Origin of the sequence: Sporosarcina quadrami, assembly GCF_014836615.1 — a bacterium.
Classification (GTDB): Bacteria; Bacillota; Bacilli; order Bacillales_A; family Planococcaceae; genus Sporosarcina; species Sporosarcina quadrami.
On sequence record NZ_JACSQN010000015.1, the window covers coordinates 35,957 to 52,588 of the forward strand.

Below are 16,632 nucleotides of genomic sequence, written 5' to 3' on the forward strand. Positions count from 1 at the left end.
ATAGTAGCCAATCATTTTTTACCGTATTGTGCGCGCTTTGCTTCCCCGATTGCTTTGCCCGCTTCGGACTGTTGTTGACCATATTCTCTGTTTTGGTCTGATTTCTGTTGACCCATCTGTTTTTTCTCGTCAATCAACTTCTGTGCTTCTTCTTCATTTCCTGCACGTTTTGCTTCACCGATAGCTTTACCTTTGTCGGCCATTTCTTTGCCATATTCTTTGTTTTGATCTGCTTTTTGTTGACCAATCTGTTTTTTCTCATCAATCAACTTCTGTGCTTCTTTTTCATTTCCTGCACGCTTTGCTTCCCCGATCGCTTTACCTTTGTCAGCCATTTCTTTACCAAAATCTTTGTTCTGCTGTTTTTTGTCTTGTACTAGTTCTTTCTTTTTAAGTAATAACTCATTCACTTTCTCAAATTCGCCAGCACGTTTCGCTTCCCCGATCGCTTTGCTTAACTCGGAAATCTCCACACCCATTTTTTTCGCAATTTCTTTTTTCTCTTTGATTAACTCCTGCTTCTTCACTTGTAATTCCTTATGATCAGGAATCGCGATTGCATCCACTTTCAACATCGCTTCTTTTTTAGCCATTTCCAACTCTGCGGCTGCCGCAACAGGATCTTTATCAACCACTACTTTATCTGCAATTACTTCCGTATGTACTGTTACATTACCGCTCTCAGAAATACGTTTGAAAAATGCTACTGCATGCGCTCGCGTTAACGAATCTGTTGCTCCAAATTTTTCGACAAGCGTTTCACCTTTAGGATTACTCCCTTTCGTTACACCTTTGTCGAATAAATAGGTTACCGCCTCTTCCAAATCAGATGTGTCAGCTTGTAAATAAGCAAACACTTGAGCAATCAAACCACGATTAACTGGATTCTTCCTGAAATCCTTATCATCATAGCCTAACAAAGGGACTTTAAAATGTGCCAATCCTTCATATTTTTGATCTGCCCATCGCTTCGCATCATTATTTGCACTCGTGTCAACTTCATCTTGAAGTTCTTTAAAAAAACGAGTTAACATTGTCGTGAATTGTTCTTCTGTCAACACATCATTCGGTTTAAATGTTCCATCTGGAAAGCCTTTGATTAAGCCAATTTCAGATGCCCACTCAATTGATTCTGCTGCCCAATAACCAGGTCGAATATCTTTGAAGTTTGATGCCTTTACTTCAACTTGATTCGTACTTGACGATTCAGCAGCGGATGCCAAAGTTGTGGTAGATCCTACAACAGTTGTAACAAGTAACCCTGATAACACAACTTTAGAAACGATAGATGTAGCTTGTTTGGATATTGATTTCCGCATACTTTTTCCCCCTAAATAATCATGAAGACTTATGTACATTTTTAACGATATATTACTTAAGTCCTTCTAAACATATTATACCTCTTTGAAAAGTATTGGTAACTTTTTCTTTCAAGAAAATAAAAAAAGCCAGAAAGTAACTACTCTCTGACCTGTCAGATTTAAATTTATTCTTGGACTAGGAATATTTGCTCATTATCCGGCCACTTTGAAAAGTCTGAAATAATTCCATCCACACCATATTTCTGTGCTTTGGCTACAAGCTTCTTGTCTTTTTTGGACCACACCAACACCTTGCTATCACGTCTATGAATATTATCAACCATTCTTTTATTCAAAAAAGAAACATTGAAGTTGATATACGATGCAAAAGAAGTGAGATCATCTAGCTTTCTTGACGACAACAGTGATTCGGCGGGACGTATTAAAACTGCCACTTCAAGACTCGGCAACAAGTTATGTATTTTCCTCATCGATTCCACATCAAACGATTGAATAATGATCGAACCTAAATCTTCATACTCATTTAATATTGAGACGACTTTCTCTTCTACACCCGGATAGGATGCGGGGTTTTTCAATTCTATTAATAAACCTACATGGTCATAAAACTCTTCTAGCAATTCATTCATCGTCATAATTGTTTCACCAGCAAACATATCACTATGATATGATCCCACATCGAGGTTTTTTAACTCTTCTAAAGTATATTCGCTAATGAGACCGCTTCCATTTGTTGTTCGGTCGACCTTTTCATCATGCATAATAACGAGTTCTCCGTCTTTAGAGACATGAACATCACATTCTAAATAATCGGCTTGAAGTTCAACGCCTTTTTGAAATGCGGCTCTAGTATTTTCCGGTGCAAAACTGGAAGCTCCCCTATGTGCAATACTGAGCAGATTAGGATTATGCACTTTCTTTGTTTGTCCATTATAACCAACTAACAACAGAAGACTTGCTGTAATTCCTAAAGCCCAGATAAGTTTTCGTTTCCGCATATACATCGCCCCACATCTCTCATCGAATTGCATAAATTCGAATTATCTTTTAATTATAATAACATAGAATGCTAGTCATGAATACCCTTTTTCGCAAATTTACTAATCTGATTTTCCTACTCAATTACTCTTGTCTATATTATACGTAAGCAAGCTTAAAAAAATGAATACATGGGGAAAAAGTTGCGACTAAACATAAGCCGCAACTTTTTTCTATTTAGTATTATTTTTCAACCAATCGTTGCCAAGTTTTTTCTTAGGGCCAGCTGGAGAGAGCCGTATGTGCTGATTCTTGAAAAATCCAATCCAAGTTGGACAGATGTCTGCGCAATCTCCGGACGTATCCCAGTCAAGGATGATTGGATGCCAAGCAAATCTAACATCTGTGTCATTTGATAAAGGTGATTTGCGACCATAGTATCTATTAGTGAAACACCGGATAAGTCAATGAACAGATGACTAATTCCAAGCTCCACACTTTTTTGTGGAACATAATCGGCAATAGACTGAACACGCGTTGTATCTATATCACCGATAATCGGTAACACTCCAATCGTTCCGTTTAATTTAATAATAGGCGCATTCAATTCTTCAATTAGCATCTGCTGCGCGCTTAGTCTTGTGTTCATGAGCTCATCGTATCTTTTCGAAAATTCAACCATCAACGCATCAAAAGCCATATGAATGGCAATGCCCCAGTTCAAAATATCCGTTCTGAGTACTTTTTCCCCGTTTTGCTCTACAAAATTTTCTATCCACGACCAGTAAGCTAGCCGTACTTTACCTAATGCTTCTTGCACTTCATATATAGGCGTTCTTGTATGTATTCGACTTTGTGCAACGAGCAACGCCCAATTTTTTTTGTTCTCTTCGAAGATTTCTTTATCTTCCAGAAGGCTACTTGCAATTGTCAAATTGGTTAATCGGTTCTGTTCACGTAAACTTTTTTCGGTTTTCTCTCCTGCTGATATGGAATACACAGATCCTTTCGTCTCAACACGAAGAGAAAGCCATTCTTCAGTAATATCATCAATGTGCTCCTGTAAGAATTCATATAGCATTTGGTTTATACCAACCATCAATATCCCTCCCGCAAACATTCTCAAATCTTACACATGATTGTAACATAAAAAAGATAAGTATCGGGCAACTATAGAAGATGCGCCCGATACTTATCAATTCAATTCAATACTTTGATTTTCACTTTTTTGACTCCCCATTGCATTGCATTTTCATAGGAGGGTATGAACACATCGATTTTATGGCCTTTAATAGCGCCTCCGACATCTCCAGCAATAGCTTCACCATATCCTTCAACCCATACACGTGTACCTAAAGGAATGACAGATGGGTCAACAGCAATGACTTTACGTTCCGGATTTGAACGCAAGTCAATTCCTGTGGCAGTTGTTCCTGAACATCCTTTGCAATAGGCAGTATATGCTGTAGCAGTTACTGTCATCTCCAGTCCAGATGAAGGAGGAGTGGAAACGACCGGTGCCGATACCGCTTTTTCTGATACTGTTTTTGTTATTGTTTCAGTTTCTTTAGCAACAGTTTCCTTTAATTCTTTTTCGGGTGATACTGAAGCGACTTTTACTGAATCTGAAATCTTTGCAGTAACAATGACATCCGACGCTTCACCTCCCTTTATGATTAATTCCTCCCCAGGGTGTATAAGATCATCTACTAAACCATTCCATGACTTCAATAGTTCTAAATCTATCCCGTGGTTCAAGGCAATTCTGAACAAGTTATCACCTTGTGACACAATATATCTTTGTTCCTCCGCCATTGACAATTCCAATGGTGGATAAAAAAGCGGTATACTTCCTGCTAACAGATGAAGGAATGGTACATCATCTCCATTCACTTCATTCTCCTCACTAGAAGGATAAAGAATTTTATACAGTTCTTCCATGCTACTATCATTTTGTTCATTAGCACTGACAACGTCCATTTCCATCATTACATTATAAGAGAATATCAGGATGGTTGTCAGTATGAGTATTTTCATTTTCATAAATCAGTAACGCTCCTCTCTTTAACTTCACACAGTTCTATCCAAAACCTTTTAAAATCAAACATAAGGTTTCAAAAAAGAGAGGAAAAGAGTTTCTATACTGTTTTGTCTGAACAGAATTGAAGATTACAATAATGTTTAATGTTATTGGATTTCGGGAAAATTAAAACAAACAGAGATTGAGGTGTAAGCAAATGAAAATTGGAAAACTAATTAAAACAGCAATTAAGTGGGCTCCAGTTGTTTATCCAATTGTGTATAAACTTATTTCCAGCAAAAACAAAAATAAAAGCCTTATCAAAAATGCTCGATAAAAGAAGATTGTCCATGTGGTCTTACACAACATGGACAATCTTCTTTTATGTGAATACATATAAATACGGCTTTCGAGAATCCTATCACTACAAAGGAGGACGAAACAATGCGCAATGGTAAAACTGAACAACCTAATCAGAAGCCTACTAAAACAGAACTTCAGTTTGTAGAGCATCCCGAGAAAATTGCTTCTGACGGACTAAGTTTGTTCGATATGCATGAAGATATGCAAACTGTCGATACAATTCATCTGGATGACATGAAAGAAGATCTCCGTAAAGAATTGGTTCATAAAAATCCTCGTTCGTAACGAAATTTATAAAAAGGAGCCAGCATTCATAAGCCGGTTCCTTTTTTGTATTTTCATGTTGGGAAATTTCTTCGCATCCTCTTTCCTATAATTTTCGTATACAAATCATATCCACTAATACCTAATAATAAAAATTTATAAAAAAGTAATATTCACAATTCAATTAAAAGTAGTCAGAAATATTCATTTTTAATTTCTAGTGGAATACGGAATTTAAAATAACAACATTCAAATGTCTTTCAAATCTATATGGAATAACGTTTCTATACTTTTTATTGACATTTTAAAGTTAGAGTGAAACTAAGTATTTATTCCTTGCAAGTAAGAATAGCAGTAGTTATAATTCATTATTTTTAAATTAGTTAGCTTATTCAATCTTTTTAAATACCTTTCTATATGTATACTAATAATAGACATCAAAGAGAATCCTGCAAATTCTTTCAGTAACCTCCAATACGTCCGCAGAAAGGAGAAGTGTGTTTTTTCTATTATACAATTCCGGAGGTTCTGACCAAAAAAGGGAGGAATGGTTTTGAAGAAAAGAAGAAGGTTACGATGGTTCAGCATTATCGCTTCATTCCTGATGGTATTTTCTTTGATCACCCCCGCCATGGCAGCAAAAACTTCAGTATTGAACAATAAGCTGAATCACTCACTACGAGATTCGAGTGAGTTGGCGCTCAATAAAATGAGCACTCAACTGTTGGAAAGTTTCAATGAAGATAGCATGGTTACGTTCTTAATCAAATTCAAAGAGAAAGCGGATACGGAAACGATTGCCGCTCAGGCAAAACAGCAGGCGGACCAGACAAATATGTCAGGGAAACAATCAATCATGCTGACACGATCCGCAGTCGTTTCGGAATTACGCGCAACTTCTCTTGAAACGCAACAAAATGTAACACAATATCTCGAACAACAAGTACAAGCTGGAAAAGCAAAAGATCTTACTTCATACTATATTGTCAATGGTATGGCAGTAACGGCTACTAAAGAGGTAGCAAAAGCTGTCGCCACTTTTGATGAAGTAGAAAAGATCCTTCCTAATGAAACACGTCAATTGTTTAAAACTACTGTAGAGGAAGTCGAATCTACACAATCTCATACTTCAAGCATTGAATGGAACGTTGATCGTGTCAATGCACCTCAAGCTTGGGAAATGGGAATCGACGGTTCAGGCACCGTTGTCGCTAGTATTGATACGGGCGTACAGTGGGACCATCCCGCACTAAAAAGTAAGTATAGAGGGTACAATGCATCTACTGGCGAAGTCAATCATGACTTTAACTGGTTTGATGCAACTGCCGGCAGGTCAACCCCCTATGATGATCAAGGGCATGGAACACACGTCACTGGCACAATGGTAGGTAGCGAGCCTGGCGGAAATAATCAAGTCGGTGTCGCACCAGGTGCAAAGTATATTGCAGTCAAAGCTTTCACTAGTCAAGGGGGCAGTGACCGGGATTTATTGGCAGCAGCTCAATGGATTTTAGCTCCAACAGACGCAAATGGAAATGCCCGTGTTGACTTGGCACCTGATGTTGTAAATAACTCTTGGGGCGGCGGTCCAGGTCTGGATGAATGGTACCGGGATGTTGTGAGAAACTGGCGTGCAGCAGAAATCTTCCCTGAATTCTCTGCAGGCAACATAACATTATCCAACCCTGGTGGTCCAGGATCTGTTGCTGCACCTGCGAACTATCCTGAATCTTTTGCAACAGGCTCAATTGACATTAATAACAAAGTAGCTAACTCCTCTCTACGTGGTCCATCTCCATATGGACTTATAAAACCGGATATTGCAGCACCAGGAGTGAATATCCGTTCATCTGTACCTGGAGGCGGCTATGAAGGAGGTTGGAGTGGAACTTCTATGGCTGGACCTGCAGTTTCTGGTGTAGCTGCAATGCTTCGACAAGTAAATGCTACTATGTCAGTAGAAGACATGGAACAAATACTTTTAGAAACAGCAAATCCTTTGACTGATAGCCAATATCCAACCGTTCCTAACCATGGATATGGTCATGGACTTGTAGATGCTTATGCAGCAGTATCCGCTATTGCAAGTGGGCTTGGTAAACTTGAAGGCCAAGTTACTAGGCAAGGTGATGATTCGGAACTACCGACATTCCAGCATACTGCTCCTGTTGAAACATACGCAGGAATGAATCTGGATTTATCAATCCAAGTGACTGATAATGTCAGCATCGCATCTGTAAACTTGAATTATTTGGATGAAAACGATCAATGGACTATGATGCAAGCAACACAAAAGTCCGGTGATTATACAGCAGGAGAATTTGGAGTTACAGTATCAGGCGACAAGATTACTGGATCTGAATTTATTTATAAATGGACAATCAATGATTTCGGAAATAATGAAGTAACAAGTCAAGAGTATTCAGTCGCTGTAAAGCCCGGAATATCAGTCGGGTATTTCGAAGACTTTGAACAATCTCCTATTGGATGGACATCTTTCGGGAATAAGAACAGCTGGGAGTGGGGAATTCCAACTTCTGGTCCAGGAAATGCAGCTTCAGGAGAGAAAGTATATGCAACAAATCTTTCAGGTAATTATGACAGTAGCATGAACGCTACACTCGTCATGCCACCGGTTGACCTACCTGAAGGTGAATCCTATTTACAGTTCAAACAATGGCATAACTTTGAGGAATCCCCTGCGGGCAGAGCTTGGGATTATGGACATGTGTTCATTTCAACGGATATGGAAGAATGGACGCAACTGCTCATGATTCAAGGAGCTTCAGGTGGTTGGATAGATGCAGAAGTAGATCTATCCGATTATAACGGACAACGTGTTTATATCGGTTTCAATGCATTTTCAGATGGTAGTGTCGTACGTGAAGGATGGTATATAGACGACGTTGCACTGAGTACAACTTCGCAAACAGGTGATGTTTCAATCGATCCTATCAAAGGAAAACTTGGAATTATGACTGAAAGCGGACTTGGGCAAGTCAAATCGATTAAAAAACCTGGTGCCGTAATTGAAAAAGGAAAAGATGCACTCGAAACTCCGATTGACCCTAAAACAATCAAACCGGCATTGCCGAAAAACGAATCAAGCACACCTCCATTTGCCGGTGACGGTAACGGTCCTGCTTTATTGCCACTTGGCGCTCAAGTAAGTATCCTTGAAACAGATCGTTCTGTGTATACGAACCCTGCAAATGGTAAATACACATTAACGCACGGTTCCGGTTCATTCACTGCAAAAGCAGAAGCTTACGGATACCAGTCCACAGAACAATCCGTAACAATCAATGCTGATGAAACAGCAATCGCCAATTTCACATTGCTAGAATTGGCGCAAGCTACAATTAGCGGTACAGTAACGGATCAGTCTACAGGCGATCCGATTGCAGGAGCAACATTGCTTCTATTGGAAGATGCAAACATCACGCCAGTAGAAACAGACAGCTCAGGACACTTTTCATTGACTGCATATGAAGGTGACTACACATTGAAAGTGATTGCTCGCGGATATAATAGCCAAGAGGCAGCCATTTCAATAGGTGGACAATCCACTTATGATTTCGCACTTGAACCATTCTTCACTTACCCTGGTGGTGAAATTGGTTACGATGATGGAACTGCTGAAAATGCACGAGCATTTTACGATGCAGGAAATGGTTGGGGTGTGAAGATGTCACTTCCTGAGGGTGATACTTCCGGAATTGTGACAGAAGGAATTTTCCGTTTCTGGAATACCGAATGGCCTGTTCCAGGTGGAACTGCTTTTGCAGTCGAAGTGTGGGATGCAAAAGGCCCTAATGGAACACCAGGACAAAAACTTGCAGGGCCGTTTGATGCTCAAGCGAAACGAAATAACGAATGGACAGTTGTCAATTTGTCTGATCACAATATTACGGTAGATGGTGATTTCTATATGGTCTATATCCAGTCTGTAGGTAATCCGAATGCTCCTGGACTTGCGACAGATGAAGATGGACCTAATGCAAAGAGAAGTTATCAGTACGTCAGCGGTGCTTGGACACCAGCTCCTGCTGAAGAAGGGAACTACATGATCCGGGCACGCGTGAATTATGAAGTATCGCAACCGGTCATCACTTCTCCGAAAGCAGATACAATCACGAATGATGAAAATGCAGTAATCGAAGGAAAAGCTTCACCGACAACTACAATCACATTGAATAACAATGGTGAAGAAGTTGATTCAGTCGTCGTTGGAAGCGAAGGAACATTCTCATTCCCGATTATACTGAATGAAGGCGATAATGAATTCACAGCGGTATCCTCTTTGGACGACCGTGTAACAGGAACATCCTCTCCAGTTAAGGTTGTATTGGATACGCTAAAACCTGAACTCACGATTACAAATCCAATTGATGGCGAAAAGACAAACCGTGAGTCGGTCACAGTAGAAGGTACAGTCATGGATGCGAATCTCGAGTCTGTTACCGTAAATGGACAAAAAGCTTCCATTGCAGAAGACGGTACCTATTCAAAACGAATCCTTCTTGATCCAGGCGTTAATGAGATAAAAGTGATAGCTAAAGACCTAGCAGGTAATAAGAAAACACTAAAAATCTCAATTACAGCTCAATATGTAGCACCTGAAATCACGAATCTGACACCTAAACAGGACGTCCATCTTGTAACAGGCAAATCGGTCAAATTCGAATTTGACAGTGCACCAGGATTAACAGCGAGCTATATCATTCACATGCCATTGACAAATGTCGATGGAGGCAATGATGTAACGAATGCCACTGAACTTCCAATGAGCGAAGTATCACCTGGACATTACGTTGGTTACTGGACTGTCCCACTTGGCGTTGTTGCTGACGGAGCCCGCGTTGAAGTGAAAGTTACTGATAACTTCGGGAATGCAGGCCGTAAGATTGCGGACGGAAAACTTTTCATTAATATCGGACCAAACATTAATGTGGACGAAGAAGGAGTTACAGAAGAAGGAGCTGGAGAAAGTTCGGAAGAAGATGGAGATGTTGAAACAGATGAGGCAACTGCGGTTGAGTAATCGGTAAACATTTTTCATTGAACAACAAGATCGCACATCATTTAAGGAAAAGCGGAAGGCATCCTAACCTTCTGCTTTTTCCTTTTTTCGCATAGACAATGTTTCAAACTTTTAGTATTCTATTTATAAGAGGTGAAAAATTTTGACATTACTATACTTAATTCCTTCAACTACTATTTGATAAAACAAATACTAGGAGGAATCGATTTGACAGAACAATCTTGGGTAGTTCCCTATTATCAGTTGCAATTTGAATTAATGGATTCACAAATAGAGTTTAAAATGGAAAAAGAGCTCGCTACACAAGTAGATGAAATCCACGAACAAGTCGGCAAGCTTTTTACGTCCATGCTCGATATCGGAGCAGGCAGTGGCATGTTGGCAAGAGCCATGTCAAGGCGCGGAACCCAAATGACTACCTTAGAGTTAGTTCCTGAGCTTGTCGACTATGCAAGATCAATTTCCGACAACTCAATAACGATACTATGTGGCGATTTTTACACGATTGAATTGGATCAGCAATTCGATGTTGTTAGTTATATGGATGGTTTTGGAGTTGGAGACGATATTGATCAATTGCATTTGCTCAAGCGTATATCAGGATGGCTGAAGGATGATAGCTGCGCTTTGATTGATATTTATAATCCCGTATATTGGCGCAAGATAAGTGGTCAAAAAATGCGATTCGACAAAGCGGAGAGAGAATATGGGTATGACGTAGATAATGAGCGCATGCTTGATACTTGGTGGCATCCGGAACAACCGGAAAATGCCCTGACCCAGTCACTTCGCTGTTATACAGTTGAAGAAATTAGCAAGTTATGCGAAGAAGCCGGCTTGAAGATCGAAGCAATTTTCCCAGGTGGAGCTATGGATTATGACGAATGGGTTTATTCCCCACTCGTTTCATTAAATGAATGTCTCTCGTATCGAATTAAAGTTAAGAAGTGAATTACCTTTAAATGAGATTTCAAAATAGCAGCGGCCTCCTGAATCCAGAAGGCAGCTGCTATTTTTTTCATTTACTTATAAAAGTTCTAACCTTTACAACACCCGTCCTGTCATCGCCCAGACAGAGACGGCGGTTTCGTCAGTATGGTTGAAAAACCGGTGCGGCGTCATGCTTTTGAATCGGATACTGTCGCCTTCATAGAGAATATGCTCATCCTCGCCAAGTACGATCGTCATTTCTCCATGCAATACATATCCGCATTCTTCACCTGAATGCTCAATTAGCTGCTGATCTTCTTGACCGGGCTCCAAGTGGATTTTAATCATTTCAATCGTACCTTCGTTGATTGGCGTCAGCAACTCGTATTTTGAATTCGATTGCGGAAAACTAATTGTTTTGCGTTCACCTTTTCGGACAAGTTGCAAAGCCTGTTCGTCCGTCCCGAGTAACGTAGATATCGAGACATCGAGTCCTTTACATAACTTATACAGCGTCGTCAGTGTCGGATCCGTATTTCTGCGTTCGATTTGACTGATCATACTGACACTTACTCCCGAACGATCGGATAGATCTTTTAATGACAAAGTCTGCTCAGTCCTCAATTTCTTTATCTTTTGTCCGTCAAACATATTACCAACCCCGTTTATACCTATAATTCTATCCATCATAACATAAGAAAACCTGGCAGTCCGAAAACCGCCAGGCACTTTCAATTAAAGCATCGTCGCAAACCACAAACCGAGTGTTGTTCCGATATAGTTACCGATAATGTACCCTAGCGTCCCTACGACTAATATAGGCCCTATCAGGTTTTTCCACCCTTTAGCGATAGCCATTGCAGCAGCTGTTGTCGGCCCACCGATATTAGCGTTACTAACGAGCAAAATTTCTTCAAGATTATATTTTAGCAACTTCCCTGCCGTCAACGAAACGATCATATTGACGATTACGATTACTGCAACGAACACTAACAGCAATGGTGCGTTTTGGATGATCATCGGAATGGATGCAGGAACACCGATGACTACGAAGAACAAGTAAATGAGGAACGTCCCGATTTCCTGGCTACCATTAATACTTTCAAAGTACCTTGGGAACAGTGCTAATGCAATGAATGTAATCGTCGTCAAAATCAGGTACTTATCTCCAAACAGGCCATTTAGCAAGTTAATGAAAAAGGACACGTCTTCACCGGAAGGAATAAGTCCGTCCAAAAATGCTGCCAATTTGAAAGCGATAATGACAAGGAAAAACGCTGTACCAACAGACAAAGCCATATCTTTCAATGAAATTTCTTTTCTTGCCCAGAAGCCTTCTGCCAAAGTCTTTCCGTCAGTGTTGCCTGCTACTGTTGCAGCTTCTACTTCCATCACATGAGGATGCTTGAAGCGTTTACGGAAAAACGACATCGCTGGAATTGTCATTAACACAACAAAATAGAGTGCCATCATTAGGTTATCCGCAACAATCGTTGACGACACCATCTCTCCTGGTGTTTCAAACTTACCGGCCATTGCCGCAAAGTTGACGCCGCCGCCTACATACGACGCACTCATCATGCCGCCGATTTTATCCAAGTACGGAATATGATCTTTTAGTAAGAAAAAACTAATGATTGTTCCGGCAACTGTACCAATTGAACTGATTAGGAAAATAATTAGCATCCGGCCACTTTCTTGCCAGATTTTCTTGAAGTTCACATGAAACAGCAATAATGGAATCGCTAGTGGAATGATAAATGCCCATATTGCATCATAAACCGGTGAATCTGTTGGAATGACGCCAGTATTTGATAAGATGATTGCCCCGATAAGCGCAATGATAGCGCCTGATATTTTACTTGCCCATGTAAAGCGTTGTTCCAAATAAATACTCACTGCCGCCCAGACGACAATGATTCCCCAAAGGGTGATCATATCATCCGCTTTGATTAACGTGTTTTCCATGTCTCTTCCCCCATTTTCATCCCTTTAATTGTTTGCTAATAAAATTAAATGCATTTGAAAAACTGATTTTTTCCAAGTCTGTCGATGAAAAACCTCTGTTCTTCATTTTTTCTAGCAAAGCCGGCACTTGTTCAACCCTCTCTAAGCCACAAGTTGCTCCACTAAAATCATCTCCTAAGTCATGCGGAGTCAGGAAATCCAGAAAATCGAAACCAAAACCAATATGTTCCGGGCCAACTACATTAGCCATATGCACTGCATGATCGATTAGACGGTCTGCACTCGGTTGGTTTTTATCGATAAATTCATTATGTGCATTCAGACCAATAAGGCCTCCTCTTGATGCAATTGCTCTCATTTGTTCATCTGTCAAATTGCGTTCATGGTCACAAATTGCTTTCGCATTACTATGGGACGCAATTATTGGCTGATCACTCATATTATAGAGATCCCAAAATGATTGTTCATCGAGATGTGAGGCATCCATTATCCAATGATGTGCGTTTGCGATTGTAGTCGCTTGCTTGCCAGTAACGGAAAGTCCCTTATGTATCGTTTCGTTATAAGCACCTGTTCCACTCGCCAAGAAATTATTTTCATTCCATGCATAGATCGCGTGCCTGATGTTTTTTTCATGCAATTCTTCGAAAGCGCTTTCAACGTTTTCATTGATCGAGTCCTTCCCCCACTCTTTCATAAACGTCATTCCTTCAAGACCTAGAATGATATTAACCTTAGCTGACTTCTGCGAATCTAAAAAATCACTAGCTGAAATGCATATATTCGCATGCTTAGATGTACTCAGATCCTCCATAACATACTGAAGTAACTGATTAAAACGGGCTAATGGATCTTTGCGAAATTCTGGTTCTACCCAAAATACACATATAACAGAGTCAATTAACCCTTTGCGCAATCTCGGATAATGTAGCCGATCAAACACATTCTTTTCACCATTACTTTTTCTGAAAGCAATATCGGTAAATAAATCCGAATGCAAATCAAATACTTTCAAATCCATCCCCCCCTCAAAAGTACATGTATTTTAATATATTATAATTTATCTTCTATATTGAAACAAGTAATATTTTAAATTCTTTCGACGTTTCATTCGGTTTGTTACAATTTCAAAACCCCCAAGCCTAGTAATTTCGGCTTGGGGGGCGTGATGTAATCTATTGATACAGTTACTTCTATCAATAAATTTTAGCGTACAATTTTCTTTCCCATTCATCAACTCGGTTATGATGTTGGTTCCATTCTTCATTCTTCACCTTGATGAATTCCTGCCAAATATCTCTTCCGATGCTTTCTGCCAGAATTGTATCTTTTGATAGATGCTCCAATGCTTCTTTCAAGTTGCGAGGTACCCATTCAATTCCTAAAGCTTCTAGCTCTTGATTGGATAATGTCCCTGCATCTTGTTCTAGAGGTACACCTGGATCCATCCGTTGTCTGACACCGTGTAATCCTGCCGCAACGAGCGCAGCGGAAAGGAGGTATGGGTTGCATGTCCCGTCAGCACCGCGGTATTCAAATCTTCTTTCCCTTCTCGGCTCAAGAACGCGAACCAAGACTGATCGGTTACCCGCCCCATAACAAATATGCGCAGGTGCCCATGATCCAGGAATCATCCGCTTATATGAATTCATTGTTGGTGCACCGATAGCTGATAATGCTTTACCGTGATGGAGAATCCCACCGATGAAGTGATAGGCTTTATCAGAAAGGTCGAGACCACGACTGTCATTCAAATCTTTGAATAAGTTTTGTTTTTCATCAAACATACTGATATGAATATGCAGTCCACTGCCAGGTAAGTTGTCGAATGGTTTTGGAGCAAGTGTACCTACCATACCCATGTCTCTCGCCAAATGCTTGAACAACTGTCGGAATGTCACTTGATCATCTGTCGCTTTCAGACATTGGTCATATTTTAAATTGATTTCAACTTGACCAGGACCGAATTCACTGGACATCTGTTCCGTCTCTAAACCCATTTCAGCCATCGACTCGATGAACTTTTGAACGAACTCTTCTTGTTCATCCAATCCATCAGACGAAAAGCAAGCACTGTTATCAGCAGGCACTAGATTCCCGTTTTCTTCTTTCAATAAATAGGCTTCTTGCTCATAAACCATGAACAATTTGCCGCCCATGATATCTTCCGCTTCCTTAAGCAACTTCTTCAATATGCTACGAGGACAGCCCGCCCAAGGATTACCGTTCTCATCAACTAAGTCGCAATACATTCTAGCTGTTTTTCTACGGTGCGGCAAAACGACGAATGTTTCCGGATCCGGCATAGCGAAAAAATCTCCACTATCGGTTCCATATAATGGATTAGGTACATACGTGTCAAACATCGTGAAATCCATAATAGCCGCACTGAAATTCACTCCACTCTCCATCGCGCCAGCGATAAATTCTTTGCGAATTGTACGTGCCCGGGTCACCCCTGCATAATCTAAAAACTCAATCCGTATATAGTCAATACCCTCTTCTTCAATCCTCTTTAACACATCTTCTTTCGTTGTCACCTTCTCCATGTCATACCCTCACATTCTTCAATAGACTAATTGCAAAGTTAACATACAATTCAACACCCGTAGCCAGTACTGCATCGTCGAAATGGAATTTCGGATGATGAAGGTCATAAGATATTTCATCCTCTTTTTTAATACCTAATCTGAAATATAAACTTGGTACAGATTCAGAGAAGTACCCAAAATCATCCGCACCCATTGAAGGAACCTTCAATTCAAAAACATTTTTTTCACCAAGTAATGCCTTTGCCATCTTTTCAAATTCATCTGAAATAAACTTATCATTTTCAATTGGTGGTGCACCTAATACAAATTCAACGTCAACTTTTGCTTCCCACAGACATTCTGCTGCGCGACATACCTTCTCCACTTCAGTCCGTAATTGTTCACGCACATCCGGTTGCAACGCACGAACAGTACCTTCTAATGTAACTGTATCTGCAACGACATTACTTGCTTCTCCGCCGGTAAATTTCCCGACATGGATAACCTTTGGAAGAACGGGGTTAAAGTTTTTAGCTGTGATTGACTGTAGATTTTGTATTAATTGCGCGCCAACCGTAATGGCATCAATGGCTTCGTGAGGGCGGGCACTATGTCCCCCTTTTCCTTTGATGACAATCTTAAAATCATCACATGAAGCCGTCATACTTCCCGCTTTTACACCTACCGAACCAAAAGGTAAATACGGCCATAGATGAAGGCCTACTACAGCTTCAATTTTCGGATCTTTCAACACACCTTTTTCAATAAGGGCAAGCGCAGCGCCATCAGCTTCTTCACCTGGTTGGAAAATACAACGTACAGTCCCGTAAAGCTCTTCCCGAATAGCATGCAATTCATGAACTGCACCGAGCAAAATCGAGGTATGGCCATCATGTCCACATGCATGCATGATAGACTCATATTTGGACTTGTATGGGACGTCCGATTCTTCCTGAATAGGCAATGCATCGATATCCGCTCTCAATCCGATTGCTGGACCTTCTTTAGATCCAATGATATCTACATATAAGCCCGTCTCCCCAATTTTCTTATACGGTATTTCCCACGCATCAAGAATTTTCGCAATATAACTTGAAGTATCATATTCCATAAAGGACAATTCAGGATGTTGATGTAAATGTCTACGTATTGCAATGATTTCTTTACTTATTTTAGCGTTTAACCGCTTGAACTCATTAGACATCGTTCATT

12 protein-coding genes are annotated in these 16,632 nt (G+C 40.2%); 3 read left to right on the top strand and 9 right to left on the bottom strand.

The window, feature by feature from the left end:
• Nucleotides 1-11: 11 nt before the first annotated feature.
• The 4 genes from H9649_RS14555 to H9649_RS14570 form a co-directional block, all read right to left on the bottom strand.
• Nucleotides 12-1,319 (bottom strand): S-layer homology domain-containing protein, encoded by a 1,308-nt coding sequence (locus H9649_RS14555; RefSeq protein WP_191695633.1) that lies wholly within the window; start codon nt 1,317-1,319, stop codon nt 12-14.
• A gap of 167 nt (nt 1,320-1,486) precedes the next feature.
• Nucleotides 1,487-2,320, bottom strand: a complete 834-nt coding sequence (locus H9649_RS14560) for a glycerophosphodiester phosphodiesterase (protein WP_191695634.1) — start codon at nt 2,318-2,320, stop codon at nt 1,487-1,489.
• A 230-nt stretch (nt 2,321-2,550) separates the two neighbouring features.
• A complete protein-coding gene (locus H9649_RS14565) occupies nt 2,551-3,399 on the bottom strand; it encodes an STAS domain-containing protein (protein WP_191695635.1) in 849 nt (282 codons plus the stop codon).
• 101 nt (nt 3,400-3,500) lie between these two features.
• Nucleotides 3,501-4,343 (bottom strand): 3D domain-containing protein, encoded by an 843-nt coding sequence (locus tag H9649_RS14570; protein WP_191695636.1) that lies wholly within the window; start codon nt 4,341-4,343, stop codon nt 3,501-3,503.
• Between the two features lie 421 nt (nt 4,344-4,764).
• On the opposite strand from H9649_RS14570, the gene H9649_RS14575 reads away from it, so the two are divergent.
• The 3 genes from H9649_RS14575 to H9649_RS14585 all read left to right on the top strand — a co-directional run bounded on the left by H9649_RS14575 (nt 4,765) and on the right by H9649_RS14585 (nt 10,942).
• Nucleotides 4,765-4,968 carry a hypothetical protein gene (locus tag H9649_RS14575; RefSeq protein WP_191695637.1) on the top strand — a complete coding sequence of 68 codons (204 nt, stop codon included), beginning with the start codon at nt 4,765-4,767 and terminating at the stop codon, nt 4,966-4,968.
• A 526-nt stretch (nt 4,969-5,494) separates the two neighbouring features.
• Nucleotides 5,495-9,991, top strand: coding sequence for a S8 family peptidase (locus H9649_RS14580; protein ID WP_191695638.1), 4,497 nt, complete (start codon nt 5,495-5,497; stop codon nt 9,989-9,991).
• Nucleotides 9,992-10,249: 258 nt separating this feature from the next.
• Complete coding sequence (locus H9649_RS14585; RefSeq protein ID WP_191695658.1) at nt 10,250-10,942, top strand: class I SAM-dependent methyltransferase; 693 nt, start codon at nt 10,250-10,252, stop codon at nt 10,940-10,942.
• A 93-nt stretch (nt 10,943-11,035) separates the two neighbouring features.
• On the opposite strand, the gene H9649_RS14590 is transcribed toward H9649_RS14585, so the two are convergent.
• From H9649_RS14590 to H9649_RS14610, 5 genes are all read right to left on the bottom strand, one after another.
• Nucleotides 11,036-11,572, bottom strand: a complete 537-nt coding sequence (locus tag H9649_RS14590; protein ID WP_191695639.1) for a helix-turn-helix domain-containing protein — start codon at nt 11,570-11,572, stop codon at nt 11,036-11,038.
• Nucleotides 11,573-11,656: 84 nt separating this feature from the next.
• A complete protein-coding gene (locus H9649_RS14595) occupies nt 11,657-12,889 on the bottom strand; it encodes a DUF819 family protein (RefSeq protein WP_191695640.1) in 1,233 nt (410 codons plus the stop codon).
• A gap of 16 nt (nt 12,890-12,905) precedes the next feature.
• Nucleotides 12,906-13,904 (bottom strand): dipeptidase, encoded by a 999-nt coding sequence (locus H9649_RS14600; RefSeq protein WP_191695641.1) that lies wholly within the window; start codon nt 13,902-13,904, stop codon nt 12,906-12,908.
• A 181-nt stretch (nt 13,905-14,085) separates the two neighbouring features.
• Nucleotides 14,086-15,438: a glutamine synthetase family protein gene (locus tag H9649_RS14605; RefSeq protein WP_191695642.1), complete on the bottom strand. Its 1,353-nt coding sequence runs from the start codon at nt 15,436-15,438 to the stop codon at nt 14,086-14,088.
• A gap of 1 nt (nt 15,439) precedes the next feature.
• Nucleotides 15,440-16,624: a M20 metallopeptidase family protein gene (locus tag H9649_RS14610; RefSeq protein WP_191695643.1), complete on the bottom strand. Its 1,185-nt coding sequence runs from the start codon at nt 16,622-16,624 to the stop codon at nt 15,440-15,442.
• Nucleotides 16,625-16,632: the final 8 nt, after the last annotated feature.

Coding starts and splice junctions, on each gene's coding strand:
- H9649_RS14555 (WP_191695633.1), bottom strand. CDS start 1,319: ATGCGGAAATCAATATCCAAACAAGCTACATCTATCGTTTCTAAAGTT.
- H9649_RS14560 (WP_191695634.1), bottom strand. CDS start 2,320: ATGCGGAAACGAAAACTTATCTGGGCTTTAGGAATTACAGCAAGTCTT.
- H9649_RS14565 (WP_191695635.1), bottom strand. CDS start 3,399: ATGGTTGGTATAAACCAAATGCTATATGAATTCTTACAGGAGCACATT.
- H9649_RS14570 (WP_191695636.1), bottom strand. CDS start 4,343: ATGAAAATGAAAATACTCATACTGACAACCATCCTGATATTCTCTTAT.
- H9649_RS14575 (WP_191695637.1), top strand. CDS start 4,765: ATGCGCAATGGTAAAACTGAACAACCTAATCAGAAGCCTACTAAAACA.
- H9649_RS14580 (WP_191695638.1), top strand. CDS start 5,495: ATGGTTTTGAAGAAAAGAAGAAGGTTACGATGGTTCAGCATTATCGCT.
- H9649_RS14585 (WP_191695658.1), top strand. CDS start 10,250: ATGGATTCACAAATAGAGTTTAAAATGGAAAAAGAGCTCGCTACACAA.
- H9649_RS14590 (WP_191695639.1), bottom strand. CDS start 11,572: ATGTTTGACGGACAAAAGATAAAGAAATTGAGGACTGAGCAGACTTTG.
- H9649_RS14595 (WP_191695640.1), bottom strand. CDS start 12,889: ATGGAAAACACGTTAATCAAAGCGGATGATATGATCACCCTTTGGGGA.
- H9649_RS14605 (WP_191695642.1), bottom strand. CDS start 15,438: ATGGAGAAGGTGACAACGAAAGAAGATGTGTTAAAGAGGATTGAAGAA.
- H9649_RS14610 (WP_191695643.1), bottom strand. CDS start 16,624: ATGTCTAATGAGTTCAAGCGGTTAAACGCTAAAATAAGTAAAGAAATC.